We start from the raw sequence: 16,978 nt of genomic DNA, 5'->3' as shown, positions 1-16,978 counted from the left end.
ACTTTTATTTACGCGTCCCTCACTGTAAAAAATATATGGAAAATCAATAATTTATTTTGGATAAAAAAGAACATGGTGCCCAAAAGAGGACTCGAACCTCCACGCCTTACGGCACAGGTACCTGAAACCTGCGCGTCTACCAATTCCGCCATCTGGGCTTATAAAATTCATCTAAGCGCATGAAGCAACTCTGTCAATAAAATTATAGAATTTATTTTTTCAGCTTAAAACGATAGCATTGAACTTTTGAGAGAGATCATGATTTTAGAAGTTTAAGGTGTGAGGACTGTCTTTGATAAAATTGTTGAATCCGGATTAAATGTGTAAATAATCGGAATGCCGGTCGCTAATTCTTGAGATATAATTTCCTCACCGGAGAGACCTTCAAGCGCCATAATAAGAGCACGAAGAGAATTTCCATGTGCTGCGATCAAAACAGTTTGAGAGCGCAAAATATAAGGCTGGATATGGTAAAGATAATAAGGCCAGATGCGCGCACCGGTGTCGCGTAGGCTTTCTCCATTCGGCGGCGCAATCGTATAGGAGCGGCGCCACATTTGCACTTTCTCCTGCCCCCATTGTTGGCGTACTTCATCTTTATTTAAACCAGAAAGATCACCATAATTACGTTCATTTAATGCGGGATTTTTTATCACTTCTAAATCTGATTGTCCCATTTGCTCTAAAATGTGCTGAGCGGTTTTTTGAGCTCGCTGTAAGGCAGATGTATAAGCGATATCAAATCTCAAACCATATTCTTTCAGTTTTTTTCCTGCTGCTATCGCTTCTGCATGACCTTTTTCTGTTAAATCGGGATCTTTCCAACCGGTAAAAAGGTTTTTGAGATTCCATTCACTTTGTCCATGACGAATTAGTGTAAGTATGCGTCCCATTATAAATTGCCTCTATTCTATTGATTGTTTAAAATTCATCGTTCAATCCCAAAACATCGAACATTGAATAAAGACCGCTTTCATGATTTTGTGCCCATAAAGCTGCTTTTAATGCGCCATTGGCAAAGATAGAGCGTTCTTGCGCTGTATGTGAAAGAACAATGCGCTCATTGGAACCAGCAAAAATGACACTGTGTTCTCCAACAACTGTCCCACCACGTGAACAGGAAAAGCCAATGGTGCCTTTTTTGCGTTTACCTATATGACCATTGCGTTCGTTGACACGCACATTTTTAAGCATAACATTGCGCCCTTCAGCTGCTGCTTGGCCAAGAAGAAGGGCTGTTCCAGAAGGAGCATCAACTTTGTTAGCGTGATGCATTTCATAAACTTCGATATCAAAATCATCGGCTTCTAATGCTTTAGCGGCTTTCTTTACAAGGTTGGCTAAAAGATTTATTCCAAGGCTCATATTCCCGGATTTGACAATAGTTGTATATTTCGCAAAATCTGCAATTTTTTCTTCTTCTGTTTTGCTAAATCCTGTGGTGCCAATAATATGGACAAGGCTTTTTTGAGCAGCGTAGTTAGCATAAAGAATACTGGCTTCTGGTTGTGAAAAATCTAAAATACCTTCTGTATTAGAAAAGGCATTTTCGGGATTGTCAGTGATACTAATCCCAAGAGAATCTGAACCAATTAATGCACTGGCATCTTTTCCTACAAACGGTGAGCCTTTACGTACAAGAACAGCACAAAGTTCTACATCTCTCCTCTGCTGGATTGCTGTAATGAGTTCACGTCCCATTCTTCCATTTGCACCAACAACTGTAAGGCGCATTTTTATCTCCTTATAATACTTTACTGTGCAGTATAGGCACTGTGCAGTATAGGCAAATTCTTGCCTTCTTTCCAATGGTTCTTTTTCTTTATAGAAAAATTTTTTTCCTGCTTTAATTTATCTTGTTGTGCTGTAAAATACTGTTGTTTAGAGCAAGTGATATAAGATCTACAAATTTAAATAGAGATGTTTTTCGTTAGAGTGTGTGATGAATATTCCTAAGTAAGGTTTGCTTATGACACCTAAAGGAGATTGTGTATTACTTTACGCTTTTGTTTCTTTCGTTCTTTAAGGGGGGAGCGTTCTTCATGCAAAATAAGATCTCCCAAACAAAATAGACCTATGTTGTCAATTCATGCGCTTTTCTTAAAGAAATATTTATAAATTCTTCTAAACTTATTTTATGATAGTGCTCGTGAGTGGTATCACGAGAGAGTATCCATGAATAATATAACATCTATTCTGCGCCACTATCTTTATGCTTCATAAATAGAGAAAATTAGCATTATCATACGTTTTGTTAGCCTTTAATGTTTTAATAATTCTTGGCACTTAGGCATTTTCATTCTTTTCTTTAATATTCTTTCATTTACCAATTCCATTTGTGACGCATAAGAAAGCGATTTTGATTGTTTTAAATGTGATGAAGGTAATGAGAAAAAGATATTTGGAATTGATGATTAAGGTAAAAAAACGATTATTTATCATTGTATATCAATATGTTATCCATAAATAAAATCACGTAAAAGGGGATAAAAACAAGGGGCTAACAAGAAGTTGGATTGTTTTCACACGAGAGTTGGTCGGATTCTTCATCTTTTAGGAAAGTCAGTTAAAAAAATTGTTATGTTGTAAAAACGCATGATGAGGATTTTTTTTATTATAGAGCAAATAGTATATATGTTATGCAATGCGTTTTTTCATATATTGGGGAGACTTGAGGATAACATGCGTTAAGTATTGTTATTTTATTTGCCTAGCTTCTAATGATGCTACAGCTCTTGTATTTAAAGAGAGTCGTTAAAATGCTTTCTTAAATATTTTTTATTCCTGTGCTAATCTTTTTTTGTGACACGATAAGAAAGTGATTTTTGTGATTCAATTATAATGGGTTTTATTCTCTGTTTAATACGATCATAAATCAATGTATTATTATATTGTTTATACGCATGCATAAAAATTCATAAACCTATAAATATCCTTTAGATAAAATATCACTTTTATTTTTGTTTGTGAGAGAAGGCTAGAAATCAAGATCTGCATAGTGAGCACTTGCAACAATTCCGCGGACGCGATCTGTTAAAAGAGAACGAAAAGAAGGGCGTGATTTAATTCTCATATACCAGTCTTTGGCAGCAGGAGATTGTTCCCAGTCAATTTCCCCTAGAAAGTCAAGTACAGAAATAGAAGCTGCTGCTGCTAGATCTGCATAGGACAAGGCAGAACCGACTAAGCTATCGCGAGAGGCACAGAGCCAATTGAGATAGTTCATATGTGGTAAAATATTGGCACGTGCATTGCGTAAAATTTGTGAATTAGGAGCACCACCGCCAATGGCAAGTGGCATTTCACGTTTATGGATTCGTTCTCGTACGATATGGCGCGTTGCTTCATTTTCGAATTTATTTAAGAACCAGTCATTGAGACGGCGTACTTCCGCACGATCTAAAGGATTTTCTGGAAAGAGCTTATTTTCTTGTCGTAAACTTCCATGTGTTTCGTCTAAATATTCGCAGATAACAAGAGGACCTGATAATGGAACCTCGTGTTCATCGAGAAAAACAGGAACATGACCAGCGGGATTGAGGGCTAGAAATTCGTGTCTTCTTGCCCATTCATATTCTTCAATCAGTTGAGTGGTTACACCATATTCCCCAAGAATGAGGCGTATGAAGCGCGAGGCAGAGGATAGGGGAGAGTGAAAAAGTGTCAGCATAATTTACACTATCAAATAGAGTTGAAGAGAATTCTTTCAAGTAATCATTTTTATAAAGATGCTTGACTAGAAGTACAAGATCATTAGTAGCTGCTAGTAATTATAATTAATAAATTGTTAATGACTAGGAATTGTTCTCTTATGCGATGGTTTGCAAAATGGCAGCACGTAATTCTTCTAAACCGATAGCTTTTTCTGAAGAGGTTACAAGAAGCTCAGGATAAGCTGCTGGGCGTTTAAGAAGCTTTGTTTGTGTGCTCATAATTAATTTTTCCAAGGCATTTGATTTGATTTTATCGCTTTTTGTCAAAACAATGTGATAAGAAACAGCTGCTTTATCAAGGAGAGCAAGAACATCTTCATCATTATTTTTGATTCCGTGCCGTGAATCAATTAAGATATATACACGTTTTAACGTTGTGCGCCCCCGTAAATAGCTAAAAATCAAATTTGTCCACGCATCAACAAGATTTTTAGGAGCAGCAGCAAAACCATAACCAGGCATATCTACTAATGCTAGAGGGGGAAGGTCTCCTAGTTGCCCACTGAATCCATCGGGGACAAAATAATTAAGCTCTTGAGTCCGTCCTGGTGTATTTGAGGTACGTGCTAAGCTTTTTTGTTGGACGAGTGCGTTGATTAAAGATGATTTTCCAACATTGGAACGTCCTGCAAATGCAATTTCTGGTGGTCCTTCGGGGGGGAGAAAGCGTACTGCTGGTACACCACGAATAAAAATCCAATTGCGAGAAAAAATTCCAGAAAGGGAAGAATCTCTTGTCATTCATGCACTTCTTTTTTGGGTGATCTTCTCCAGATGGCTTTCAGATTATCAAAAAGCTCAATTTTAACTCCTTGGCGCTTCATCATGATACCTTGCTGAATGATTGATAATATATTGTTCCATGCCCAATAGATGACGAGACCAACAGGGAAAGAGGCGAGCATAAAAGTAAAGACAACAGGCATCCATGTGAATATCATCGCTTGGGTTTGGTCTTGAGGAGCGGGATTCATACGCATTTGTAAAAACATCGTTATTCCCATAATCAAAGGCCATGCACCAATCATAAGAAATGTTGGCGTTGTATATGGCAAGAGACCAAACAAGTTAAAAAGAGAAGTTGGATCGGGTGCCGCTAAATCTTTAATCCAGCCAAAGAAAGGGGCATGGCGCATTTCAATAGTGATATAGAGAACTTTATAAAGAGCAAAGAATATTGGGAATTGAACCAACATTGGCCAACAGCCTGCAAGGGGATTTATTTTTTCGGTTTTATATAGATCTATTATTGCCTTTTGTTGTTTGGTTTGGTCATCGGGATACTTTTCTTTTATTTCTAGCAACCGCGGTTGTAAAAGCTTCATGCGTGCCATAGATTTATAAGATTTATTGGCTAGAGGGAAAAGAAGAGTTTTTAAGAGAACTGTGACAAGAAGGATGGCGATACCAAAATTCCCTGTTTGTTTATAAAGAATATCAATGAGGGAAAACATTGGTTTGGTGATGAAATCAAACCAGCCCCAATCAATTAAAAGAGCAAACTTTTTGATTTTTAGGTCATTTTGATAATTATTAATAATTTCAACTTGTTTTGCACCAGCAAAAAGACGATTTGTAACAGTTTTTGTTTCATTTGGGGCAATCGTTAAAAGCGACCCTAGCAAGTCAGACTGATAATGCGTTTGCAAACGATCAAAATAAATAAAACGGCTTGTATATTCTTTATTTTGCGGGGGAATAACTGCTACAGCCCAATATTTATCGGTAATACCAATCCAACCTCCTGTTACTTTGGAAAAAGTCATGCTTTTTTGCCCATTATCAGGATTTGGGTCAAGCTCTGCTAAGGTTTTATATTTTTCAGTTTTGAGCGAATCTCCTGCAATACCTATCATACCTTCATGAAGTAAATAGGTTGCATTTGTATGTTCTGGTGGTGCAGCACGTGCAACGCGAGCATAGGACGAGAGATGTATTGGTTGATCGCTTTCATTGCTGATAGAATCCTCAATGGTAAACATGAAATGATTATCAACAGAAAGGGTCCGCCGGAAGATTTGTCCCTGTCCATTATTATAAATTAAAGTGATGGGTGTTGAAGGAGTCAGGATTGTATTGTTTCCCTCTATTTGCCATTTTGTATCCGATTGTGGCAAGGCTTTTGCTGGCAAAGACGCACTTGCAAAACCAAATTCAGCAAGGTAGGTCGTTTTGAAACCTTTAGGATTTAGCAAATCGATTTCCGGTGATTTTTTATCGACTGTTAAACGATATTTTTTGAGGTGAAGATCATCAAATTGTGCACCAACAAGATTAATAGAGCCTTCCAGTTCATTGGTTTTGATCGCAATACGCTCTGTTTTGTCCAATACAGCTTTCCGGATTTCAGGTGTCATGGGCTGTTCGATGATAGATGTAGCTTGATACGTTGAGGTATCGTCAGAAAAATCTGTCGTGGTAGTAGAAAGGGCTGATTGTTGTTTTGACAATTGCTGTGCGATGACTTGTTGTTTTTGTAACTTTGCTTGTTTGGGAGCAACATGAAGAAATTGCCATGCGATGAGCACCACGAAAGATAAGCCAATAGCGATAAAGAAATTGCGATTATATTCCATCCGTACACCCTTGTTGTTGTTGCTGATGTTTTATTTTTGGTTTTATTCGCCGATTTAATTCACTAATCAAGGATGTAAAAGGTGCATGTAACACATCACGGTACGCTACAATGACATAGTCTGTTCCTGCTTCCATGTGGTTTGTTACACCAACTCTCACGGCCTCACGCAAGCGCCTTTTAATACGATTACGTTTCACAGCATTACCGTTTTTACGGGTAACAGTGAAGCCTACACGTGCAAAAAGAGAATCTTTTCTTTCTGTTGTTTGTTCACGAGATTTAACTTCGAGCAAAAATAAAGGACCACGTCGTTTTTCTCCTGTACGGACAGCCAAAAAGTCTGCTCTTTTGCGAATACGGCAGGGATGTTTTTTCTTCATAAAAGAATATTTCGCAATTTCATTAAATGCCTGCAAGCAGACATTGTAGGTTCATAATAAAAGTTTCACAACGAAGAAACGATGAGCAATCCTCAATGGTTGTGAAAATTTAAATGGTTAAGCAGAAAGCCGCTTACGTCCACGAGCACGTCTTGCAGCAATAACTTTACGTCCTCCAGCTGTGGCCATGCGTGCACGAAACCCATGGCGGCGTTTACGGACAAGTTTAGAGGGTTGGTAAGTACGTTTCATTTATTTTAATACCGCGGAGTGCGGCCCTTCTTAATCTTCGTTTTATGAGTAGTTATGCGCGAGATAAACAATTTTATCCTATCATACGGCTGTTAACCCATAAGGAAAAATATAAAAAAAGTCAATCTTAGATTGTTTTTCTCTCTCTTGAAAGAATACAAAACACCTTATAACTATCTGTAACGCTTTTTTACAATACTGTACGAGTGTTAGAAAATAACGATTGAATCTACAGAACATAAATGGCGAGGGCCTTAAAGAATTAAAGAAGGTGTGACTGATTACTGTATGCTCAATTTAAAATATCCTTTAAGATTAAGAGTTTTTTTCAGTTTTTGTTTTTACAAAATTTTTATCAGAATATTCATTAAAGTGGTTGTAGCACAAACGTGATTGATAGGATTTTATAGCAGATTTTATGTTTGAGCTTCTTTATTTTAAGGATGGTTTCATATTTTTAAAGAGATAAGAGATATATACTTTATAATGCTGAGTAAAGTAGAAAATTATCAGGTGATGAACCTTGTAAGTATTTTTCGTTCTTATGCTTATATTTGCTGGTATTTTTATAGAGAGGAAAGAACATGGATCTTATCACAAGTGAGGCTGTCCGCAACGTATTACGTACAATCAAAGGACCAGATCTTGAAAGCGATATTGTGTCGTTGGGTCTTCTTTCAGAAATATTGATTGCTGATGGTAAGGTTTTCTTTTCCATTACAGTTCCTGATGGAGGTGTGCAAAAATGGGAATCATTGCGTCGTTCTGCTGAAAAGGTGGTATGTGCTTTGGAGGGAGTGAAATCTGCTGTTGTTACACTTACAGCAGAAAAAATAACAAAGACAGCACCTAGTCGAAGAGCAAATCTCTTACCGATCAAAATGCCCATAGAAGGTGTGCGGCATGTGATTGCTGTTGCTTCTGGAAAAGGAGGGGTCGGAAAATCTACGATGGCAATAAATATCGCCTTAGCTTTACAAGATTCTGGTTTCAAGACGGGGGTGATGGATGCTGATATTTATGGTCCTTCGTTGCCACGTTTGACAGGACTTGTTAATCAAAAACCACAGCTTATTGGAGAAAAAAAGATTCAACCTCTTGAAAAATTTGGACTTAAATTGATGTCGATGGGATTTTTGGTTGAGGAAGAAAAGCCGGTAGTATGGCGTGGTCCTATGGTTATGGCAGCTGTAACGCAATTGTTACGAGATGTTGTATGGGGGCCTCTGGACGTTTTAGTCGTTGATATGCCGCCCGGTACAGGGGATGCACAATTAACGCTTGCCCAACAGGTACAATTAACAGGTGCGTTGGTTGTCTCTACGCCCCAAGATCTTGCTTTAGTGGATGCACGTAAAGCAATAGAAATGTTCATGAAAGTTAATGTTCCTATTTTAGGACTCATTGAGAATATGAGTTATTTTATCGCTCCTGATACGGGAAAACGCTATGATATTTTTGGCTATGGTGGTGCACGGGCAGAATCGGAACGTCGAGAAGTCCCTTTCTTAGCGGAAATACCGCTTGATGCAGCTTTACGATTTTCTTCAGATGAAGGAATCCCTATTTTTGTTGCTAAGCCTAGTGAAGAGCATGCTAAACTATATCGTAAAATTGTTGATCAAATAAAAAATCAACTCTTTTGAATGTTTTTTTAGAGAGTTTATTAAAACACAATCATGAAAAACATAAAAATAGTTTCTTCTTTGGAAGGGGAAGTTTTAATGTGAGAATGGAGTATATTAGGTTAAATAAATAAAAAACTATTTATGCTTTTGGATAACCTGAAGGGGAAGCAAATTGAAGAGTTAGAGCCGTGAGGTAGAAAAAATATTGGACTTGAGGCTAAAAGAAGAAGACAGAAAATAAAAATAATTTAGAAAAATTGTAAAAGGTTGTAAAAAATATTTTAATAATCAATTTTTTCATAAAAAAGCATTTTTTGATGTGAGTTTTCTTGATATACATCTTCAACATTTAGTTTTTTCTTATTGAGATGATAAAAATATTGGTCAAGTCTTTTTAGAAGCATTCATTTTTTGCAAAGTAGCTTCAAGAGCCATTGTTAAAGCATTCCTTCCCCCTTGTTGAGAAAAGTAATTTGACAAAAATTCATTTGTTCCACCCTTTGTTGAAAACTCTTTTTCAAGCAGTGCAAAATCGAGAGATACAGAACGATCCGTTGCTATAGTTTTACGCATTTCATCTGTAAGATTTCCAAACATCATGGTAAGGAATTCTGCTGATTGTTGTTTTTTTAACCCTTGTGTTATAAACCATTGATGGGCAGTTTCTATAAAATTAAAATATACTCCCATAAGTGAACCAGCTGTCATAAAAAGATTAAACTGCTCTTCCTTATCCAGCACCAATGTGCCCCCCAATGCATCAAATAAAGTGCGTAAAAAGGGATGATTGGGATAGATTGGTGTCAAATTTTTGCATTCTGCAACAAAAGGTAATGGAACAGCACGATAAACTTTATGATTAATCCACTCTTCTATTTCTGCTGCTTTTGCCATAGCAAGTACGGAAATAACCAGCTGTTCTGGACGAAAACGAAGAGAGCGCAAAACGTCTTCTGCAATTTGGTTGGGCAAGCAAAGAAAAACACAATCACTAACATCGAGCAACGCTTGGTTATTTTCAGCAATCATAACTTTATCATAAGTGCGTGAAAGGCGCTTTGCTGTTTGTGCATTGCGAGGCGAAACAATAATGGAAGAAACATCAAAGTTGCTTGTCATTAAGCCATTCACCATTGAAGCACTGATTGTACCCGTTCCCAAAAAGCCAAGTCTCATTATCTATTTCTCAGTTTCATATTTTAAAAGGAATTTCAATCAACATTTCAGGTGTTTTAACTAACATAAACGCTAATTGAAGAAGCAACACATAACATAGCAAAAATAATCAAGCCCAAATAAATTTTAGGCTTGTCAAAGAGAACGGCAAAAGCAGAAAACCAACCAACAACAGCTGCGGCTAATGCAAATAAAAAACCTGGTTTATTCATAAGCACAATATGCATTGCCATTAAGCCACCAATAATTAGCGCTCCAAAAATGATGAGCAAACCTGTTGCAAACTTTTCATAATCATCCATATTTCGCTCCTTATAGCGCTCAATTATTACACACTTTTTAACGCATATGCACATAAAAACGAAATGTTTTTTATTGAATATGGTTAAAACGGGGAGGCCTTTTATTGATTAGATGTAAAAAATGCAGGGATATGCTGTGGCCAACGCCAAGGTAAAATTGCAATTAAATCAAAGCGTACAGACAAAAGGGCATAATCTTTTTGCCGTGCGAGCCAAATATCGGCAGCTGCCTCAATTCGCTTTTCATTCATTCGGGAAACCGCTTCCATTGCTTCAGCCAACGTTGAACGTGCTTTAACTTCAACGATTAACACAAGATTTCCGCGTCGTGCAATTAAATCAATTTCTCCACATTTTGTTTTAAAACGCCTTTCGGCAATGTGAAACCCTTTGCAACGTAGCCACAAAGCTGCCAATTTTTCTGCACGAACCCCTCGATAAAAAGACTTTTGTCTGCGTTTTTTTTGTATCATTTTACGCATTTTTTAAAAAGATTAATCGCTGAAAAAGTTCTTGCTTTTTTAAACCGGTTTTTTTTGCAACAAAAGCTGCCGCTTGAGCAGCAGAATGTGTCCGTGCGCGTTCTAATAGCATTTCATCAATTTCTTGATCACTTATCACATTTAAAGAAGAAGATGATTCTCCAACAAGTACAACAATTTCCCCACGAATATGTGCTTGTTTTCTGTAATTTTCTAACAAATTTCCCAAATTGGAAACATCTACTGTTTCAAACTTTTTTGTTAATTCACGACAAATGGCAGCAGGTCGATCAGCCGAAAAAAGTGTGACCATATCCTGTAAAGTTTCAACAAGACGATGCGGTGATTCATAAAAAATCAAAGTTGCTGGAATCTCTTTTAATTGTTCCAACCGTTTTCGGCGCTGTAGTTTTCGTGCACTCAAAAAACCTGCAAAAAAAAAGCTATCAGTAGGAAGCCCTGTCGGTATAAGAGCGGATAAAAGAGCGGATGCTCCAGGAATAGGAATAATTTTATGACCAGCTTTACGGGCCTCTTCCACCAATCGAAATCCAGGATCAGAAATAAGTGGTGTTCCGGCATCTGAAACAAGTGCTACTGTTTTGTTTTCTGCTAAAGCCGCTAAGAGCTTCGGACCCGCTTTTTGCGCATTATATTCATGATAGAGAAAAGGTTTTTTTTGAATGCCGTAACGTTCCAACAAAACACGTGTTACTCGCGTATCCTCACACGCTAAAATATCAATTCCTGCAAGCACTTGCAAAGCACGAAGCGTAATATCTGCAAGATTTCCGATAGGTGTTGCCACAAGATAAAGCCCTGATTCTATAACGGGTGCAGAATAAGCATGCGCACCTATAAAATATGCTTTTTCACACATGCTCTTTTCTTTTCATTAAATTCTCCTCACCACAAGATTTTTATCCATACTCATAAGCCATTTTGGCTCATTTTTTACCAGCACTTTTTTATCATTACAAAGGCTTACCTTATTCGAATAATCCGATTACACTACAATAAGATAATTTCATATTTAACGTCTTAATTTAACATTATTATCTATTTTGATCCGCGTTATTTTTTCCAGTAAAACAAATTCCAAATGTAACCAATATTCTATCAGCCCCATGATTTTCTATAAAGTTTTTCCTTCGAGAACAAAAAAAACAACTTTACCCATGTTATAATCTCATGCTTGTTTGTGCTCTTTGAAAAGCTAAGCTTTTTAGATTATTTCCATAACGCCGATTTTTCAAATATTCTATTGATATCCAAACTGTTTTTCTGAGCAAATGTAAACAGCCCCTTTTGAAACACATACAGTTAACTGGCAGCTGACTGTATTGTTATTGATCAAATATAAGCTCTTATCAGCAAAATACTTTATTTTTTCATATTCTCTACAGCTTTAACAGTATGCAGTATAATGAGTACCTTAGAAAAGTTTAAGGCTAAATTTTATCTTAAAGATTTGATTTATAATAGAAAATTTATTATTTTGCCTATTAATTAGGAGCTTTAAATATCGTAACATTATCTCAGATCTTCTTATAGTCAATTAATCAAAATCATTTTTGTGCATCTTGAAACCTCCTTAAAACAAAGATTATCGCCTCATTGGAGATCGCAGAGAAAATAATGCTGTTAGCTTGTACTTTTTATTTCATAAATATGGAACTGTTCGTTCACAGGATTGCGTTATACCTTTTTCGGATAGTGTCGCAAAATAATTGTTTGATATGAGAGCTATCTCTTAAAAACAAGCCCATGACTGAACAACACAAGTCTGCTTTAATTTTGGATACCTTATTTTTTCTGAAGGATATGCTCTCATAAAAAAACGTAAGTAATAAAAGCGGGGACAATACGTTATCTCTTCTTTTTAGAGGATATTGTGATGCTTTTGAAAGTTTTAAAACCGAATGGACAGATGATAGTAAAGAGGAAAACAGATTTTTCCTTTCAGATTTCATATTCTTTCTAAATGAAGCAGTATTTTCGTTTCAGAGATTACTCAAATAGAATATGCAATATTTTGCTCTAGCTACAAAAGCTGGAACGGCGTGCAGAGCTTTCATTCACCTTAATCTTTCTTTTAAATATACCACTTGTGTTCAATTTGGATGTTGATTTACAAGCAATAGCGAAAGCACAAGCTTTATAAAAAACAACTCTATAAAACGCGTCATAAAGTGGTCATGAAAGCTATTTTGTTTTTTATCAGGTTGTTTTGCTAATAGCGATAGTCTCCATGGCTTGGCATCTGCTTATTCTTACGGTATTTGTATACATTCATTGCAGTATATTGGTAAAGGTTAGACGCAAGGCGATTATCCTTGATGCAAAAATAAAAGGTTAATGTGAGATTAAGATTTTTTCGTGTCATTATCAGTAGAAACATTATAAAGGGCTTGAACAAGCATGCTCTTTATCTCTTTATCTCACAATGTTTTTTCTACATTCATTCGTGGTTTTTCTTGAGTGAGCATTACTTGGCAAGTGTAGGAGAAAAAATAAATGTGAAGCGCATCTTCAGGGGGGGCTCTTGGCTAGTTAAAACGATTGATGTTTCTTATGAGAGGGCTAAAAGCATTTTGGATCATATGGGAGAGGGGGTAAAGTAGAACAGGCTTATTTTCCTTCAGGTTTTCGAGAACCGCGGCTGTTCCTTTATCGCAGAATTGTCATGAATATATTCATTATTGTTTTGTCATTTAAATAAAAAAATTTTGATAAAAATATGTTATGTTTTTCTATTGAAAAAAGTCATACGGTAGGGAGAGTATTTTATATGAGAATAGAGTTCTTTTTACATTGTGAAAGAACGTATGCAGGAAGGTAATTGATAAATTTCTGATCTGAGGGAAATATTTTTATCCATTGCGTTTTGTATATTTCAATTTTAGGAGAATGAACAATGATTATACATTGGAAAATTACATATTGGGATAGAAGGGGCCCTCATTGCCTTGCGGACAGATCCAAGTGATATTTTGGTTTGGATCTTTGATGTCACACGTTTTACAATGTATACAATTTGAAGCGTTGATCACATAAGTCAGATGATCATTATACTCTAGCCACTCGTAGACAGCGGCGGGGCAATAGTTTGTGGAAGGTCCTCCGTAGATTGCATATTCAGAGTCCTTTTGCTTTTTTAATGAGGCTATTTTTAAATGGCAAGGTTGATTTTCTTCATGATGCGTATTGGAAAGGGCAACACTTGAAAGGCGATCAAAGGTTATAACGCCATCTGGTTTTGGGTAAGCAATGGGTTGAAATTTTTCTGCTGGTTCAAGGCATGCATAATCTTCCTTTCCATGGGAGAGTGTTTTAAATAAGGAAAATCCGAACAATTGTTGCCACCACATATCAAAACCAGCAAGTTTAATTCCATATTTTGTCCCATATTTTGCCCAGAGCGGTTTGGCATTTCGCACTTTATAAAGATCTTTGCCAATGAGCCCTTTTCGCCATTGTTCTTCGATTTCTTTAACCTCATCATGGGCACGCCCTTGTGCAAGAGCGGTAGCGATTTTATCGGCAGCTAATATGCCAGATAAGATGGCATTGTGTGATCCTTTGATACGAGGAACATTGACAAATCCAGCAGAGCAGCCAATAAGTGCCCCACCAGGAAAGGTGAGTTTTGGTACAGATTGCCAACCTCCTTCGCTGATAACACGTGCACCATAGGAAAGACGCTTTGCACCTTTAAAGATTTTATAGAGTTTTGGATGTGTTTTAAAACGTTGAAATTCTTCAAAGGGAGAAAGATAAGGATTTTTGTAATCTAAGTGCACAACAAAACCGACGGAAATGATATTGTTTTCTTGGTGATAAATAAAGCCACCGCCACCGGTATTATTGTCTAAGGGCCAACCCGTGAAATGTTGTACTAAACCGCGTTGGTGTTTGTTGGGATCAATTTCCCAGAGCTCTTTGAGACCAAGACCAAATTTTTGTGGTTCACGATTTTTGCTAAGGCTGAAATGTTGTATCAGTTGTTTTGCAATTGAGCCGCGTGCTCCTTCCGCAATCAGAGTATATTTTGCCAATAAAGCCATACCAGGCATATAATTTTTTCCAGGGGTTCCATCTTTGTTAAGCCCCATATCTCCGGTGAGAACACCAATAATAGCTCCGTTATCTTTTTGGATGATGGGTTCTGTTGCTGCGAAACCAGGATAGATTTCAACACCCAACGCTTCAGCTTTTTTGCTTAGCCAGCGGCAGACGCTCCCAAGCGAAACGATATAACATCCGTTATTTGATAAGATTTTAGGATGCAAAATATTGGGAAATACTGTGGACTTTTGAGGCTTTAGAAAAAAAAATTGGTCCTGTGTGACAGGGGTTGTGAAGGGATGGTCGTTATCATTTCGCCATTCTGGTAAGAGTGTATCGATACCAATGGGGTCAACAACTGCGCCAGAGAGAATATGTGCACCAACTTCGGTCCCTTTTTCAACAATTGTGACAGAAAGCTCAGGATTAATTTGTTTAAAACGAATTGCGGCAGAAAGCCCTGCAGGTCCTGCTCCGACAATGACTATGTCAAACTCCATACTTTCACGTTGGTCATGCAGAGGTGCTTTCATGGCTTATAAAGCTTTCTCCAATTCTGGAATAATTTGGTGGAGATCACCTACAAGGGTGTAATCGGCAATTTGCATGATGGGAGCTTCTTCATCTTTATTAATGGCAACAATAATTTGTGCATCCATTATACCGGCTAAATGCTGGATTGCACCGGAAATGCCAACGGCGATATAGAGTTCAGGGGCAACGACTTTTCCTGTTTGTCCAATTTGCCAATCATTGGGAGCATAGCCTGCATCCACTGCTGCGCGGCTGGCACCTAAAGCAGCATTTAATTTGTTTGCAAGAGGAAGAAGCAGGGCCATAAATTTCTCTTGAGAACCAAGACCACGCCCGCCTGATATAATAACACGTGCTGAGGTGAGCTCAGGACGATCACTTTTGTTTGTCTCTGCTTTTACGAAAGAAGAAAGATTTGGATTGGGAGCTGGTGTTATTGTTTTAATGGGAGCAGAATTATTTTGGGAAGGCGTTGGGGTGAAAGAAGCGGTGCGAACTGTTATAATTTTTTTATAATCATTGGTGCGTACAGTTTCAAATGCATTACCTGCATAAATTGGTCGTTTGAAGGTGTTGGGTGAAAGAATGGCGGTAATATCTGAAATTTGCATAAGATCAAGAAGAGCTGCTACGCGCGGCATCACATTTTTCCCAGTACTGCTGGATGCTGCCATGATCACATCATAATCCTTTGCTAACATGAGAATTGTATCTGACATAGGCTCGGCAAGTTGATGGGCTAAATAGTCTGCTTTTGCAATAAGAACTTGCCGCACACCATTAAGTTTAGCACTATTTTCCGCTATCGTTTGAATTTTTTCTCCGCAAACCAGAATATCGATATCGTTACTGAGTACGCATGCAGCGGTGAGTACTTTTGCTGTTTCTTCTGTATTATGATCGGCCAATAAAAGAATTGCCATAAGTTTTTGCCCTTTTATGTGAGTGTTGCTTTTACTCTAGTGGTGAGAATATTAAATGCAGTTCTTCTGTTTTAAGGCTCTGACAAGTTCTACTACATTTGCCACTTTTATACCGGATTGACGGGGTTTTGGCTCTTCAACGCTTAAAATTGTTAAGCGTGCTTTCGTATCGACGCCAAGATCAGTAAGAGATTTTTGTTCAATGATTTTCTTTTTTGCTTTCATGATATTGGGAAGAGAGGTGTAACGCGGTTCATTGAGCCGTAGATCGGCGGTCATAACCATGGGAAGGGGAAGACAAAGGGTTTGTGTTCCATTATCAACTTCACGAGTAACTGTAGCATGCTCATTTTCTATGTTAAGATGTGAGGCAAAAGTTGCTTGTCCCCACCCAAGAAGAGCAGCGAGCATTTGTCCTGTTTGGTTGCTATCGTCATCAATTGCTTGTTTTCCTAAAAAGACCATGTCGGGTTTTTCTTCATCAACAATGGTTTTGAGAATCTTAGCAATTGCTAAGGGTTCAAGTGTTTGATCCGTTGTGACAAGAAGTGCGCGATCAGCTCCCATTGCAAGTCCTGTTCGTAGAGTTTCTTGAGCTGCTTCTGGGCCAATTGAAACAAGAAGAACTTCTGAAATTTTACCGGATTCTTTTTGGCGAACGGCCTCCTCCACGGCTATCTCATCAAAAGGATTCATAGACATTTTTACGTGAGACAGATCAACGCCTGTACTATCCGGTTTGACGCGTATCTTGATGTTATAATCAACAACACGTTTGACAGCGACAATTATCTTCATAATGATCCTCTTTGTTTGTATGTTACAAGTTTATAGCAATACTCATAAGAAACCAAATTGTTTAGAATGAAGTCTCAATTTATAACTTGTGTTCTCTTTCGTATAAGCTTTTTTATGTTTACTTGTACTTTCTCGTCGTCATTT

General features: G+C 37.5%; 15 protein-coding genes and 1 tRNA gene. 1 reads left to right on the top strand and 15 read right to left on the bottom strand.

The window, feature by feature from the left end; genetic code table 11:
* Positions 1 to 73: 73 nt before the first annotated feature.
* The 8 genes from ACFILT_RS06935 to rpmH form a co-directional block, all read right to left on the bottom strand.
* A tRNA-Leu gene (locus tag ACFILT_RS06935) sits at positions 74 to 158 on the bottom strand.
* Between the two features lie 114 nt (positions 159 to 272).
* The gene (locus ACFILT_RS06930; RefSeq protein WP_375630331.1) at positions 273 to 893 is read right to left on the bottom strand and encodes a 2,3-bisphosphoglycerate-dependent phosphoglycerate mutase; all 621 of its coding nucleotides are present in this window, start codon (positions 891 to 893) and stop codon (positions 273 to 275) included.
* Between the two features lie 28 nt (positions 894 to 921).
* A complete protein-coding gene (gene dapB, locus ACFILT_RS06925; RefSeq protein WP_375679803.1) occupies positions 922 to 1,734 on the bottom strand; it encodes a 4-hydroxy-tetrahydrodipicolinate reductase in 813 nt (270 codons plus the stop codon).
* 1,243 nt (positions 1,735 to 2,977) lie between these two features.
* Complete coding sequence (locus ACFILT_RS06920) at positions 2,978 to 3,670, bottom strand: glutathione S-transferase family protein (RefSeq protein ID WP_375612254.1); 693 nt, start codon at positions 3,668 to 3,670, stop codon at positions 2,978 to 2,980.
* 139 nt (positions 3,671 to 3,809) lie between these two features.
* Complete coding sequence (gene yihA, locus ACFILT_RS06915) at positions 3,810 to 4,454, bottom strand: ribosome biogenesis GTP-binding protein YihA/YsxC (protein ID WP_375678719.1); 645 nt, start codon at positions 4,452 to 4,454, stop codon at positions 3,810 to 3,812.
* On the bottom strand, positions 4,451 to 6,289 hold the full coding sequence (yidC, locus tag ACFILT_RS06910) for a membrane protein insertase YidC (RefSeq protein ID WP_375612256.1): 1,839 nt from the start codon (positions 6,287 to 6,289) through the stop codon (positions 4,451 to 4,453). The genes yihA and yidC overlap by 4 nt, the downstream gene beginning before the upstream one ends.
* On the bottom strand, positions 6,279 to 6,671 hold the full coding sequence (gene rnpA, locus ACFILT_RS06905) for a ribonuclease P protein component (RefSeq protein ID WP_375612257.1): 393 nt from the start codon (positions 6,669 to 6,671) through the stop codon (positions 6,279 to 6,281). The genes yidC and rnpA overlap by 11 nt, the downstream gene beginning before the upstream one ends.
* 117 nt (positions 6,672 to 6,788) lie before the next feature.
* Positions 6,789 to 6,923: a 50S ribosomal protein L34 gene (gene rpmH, locus ACFILT_RS06900; RefSeq protein ID WP_005864709.1), complete on the bottom strand. Its 135-nt coding sequence runs from the start codon at positions 6,921 to 6,923 to the stop codon at positions 6,789 to 6,791.
* 584 nt (positions 6,924 to 7,507) lie between these two features.
* Between rpmH and ACFILT_RS06895 the strand changes: the two genes are divergently transcribed.
* A complete protein-coding gene (locus ACFILT_RS06895; RefSeq protein ID WP_375678717.1) occupies positions 7,508 to 8,569 on the top strand; it encodes an Mrp/NBP35 family ATP-binding protein in 1,062 nt (353 codons plus the stop codon).
* A 366-nt stretch (positions 8,570 to 8,935) separates the two neighbouring features.
* Here the strand turns inward: ACFILT_RS06895 and ACFILT_RS06890 are convergent, their stop codons facing one another.
* The 7 genes from ACFILT_RS06890 to ACFILT_RS06860 form a co-directional block, all read right to left on the bottom strand.
* Positions 8,936 to 9,727 (bottom strand): pyrroline-5-carboxylate reductase, encoded by a 792-nt coding sequence (locus ACFILT_RS06890; RefSeq protein WP_375679802.1) that lies wholly within the window; start codon positions 9,725 to 9,727, stop codon positions 8,936 to 8,938.
* Between the two features lie 56 nt (positions 9,728 to 9,783).
* Entirely contained in the window at positions 9,784 to 10,029 is a 246-nt protein-coding gene (locus ACFILT_RS06885; protein ID WP_375679801.1) for a hypothetical protein, read from the bottom strand.
* Between the two features lie 101 nt (positions 10,030 to 10,130).
* Complete coding sequence (locus tag ACFILT_RS06880; RefSeq protein WP_375679805.1) at positions 10,131 to 10,499, bottom strand: YraN family protein; 369 nt, start codon at positions 10,497 to 10,499, stop codon at positions 10,131 to 10,133.
* A gap of 4 nt (positions 10,500 to 10,503) precedes the next feature.
* Positions 10,504 to 11,391, bottom strand: a complete 888-nt coding sequence (gene rsmI, locus ACFILT_RS06875; protein ID WP_375678715.1) for a 16S rRNA (cytidine(1402)-2'-O)-methyltransferase — start codon at positions 11,389 to 11,391, stop codon at positions 10,504 to 10,506.
* Positions 11,392 to 13,447: 2,056 nt separating this feature from the next.
* A complete protein-coding gene (locus ACFILT_RS06870) occupies positions 13,448 to 15,112 on the bottom strand; it encodes a 4Fe-4S dicluster domain-containing protein (protein ID WP_375678714.1) in 1,665 nt (554 codons plus the stop codon).
* 3 nt (positions 15,113 to 15,115) lie between these two features.
* Complete coding sequence (locus ACFILT_RS06865; RefSeq protein WP_375679800.1) at positions 15,116 to 16,036, bottom strand: electron transfer flavoprotein subunit alpha/FixB family protein; 921 nt, start codon at positions 16,034 to 16,036, stop codon at positions 15,116 to 15,118.
* A 51-nt stretch (positions 16,037 to 16,087) separates the two neighbouring features.
* Positions 16,088 to 16,834 carry an electron transfer flavoprotein subunit beta/FixA family protein gene (locus tag ACFILT_RS06860; protein WP_375679799.1) on the bottom strand — a complete coding sequence of 249 codons (747 nt, stop codon included), beginning with the start codon at positions 16,832 to 16,834 and terminating at the stop codon, positions 16,088 to 16,090.
* Between the last annotated feature and the right edge of the window lie 144 nt (positions 16,835 to 16,978).

The organism is Bartonella sp. AP7XZML (assembly GCF_042195745.1).
GTDB lineage: Bacteria > Pseudomonadota > Alphaproteobacteria > Rhizobiales > Rhizobiaceae > Bartonella.
Note: the sequence above shows the minus strand (reverse complement) of the source record. Positions and strands in the feature narration are given on the sequence as shown.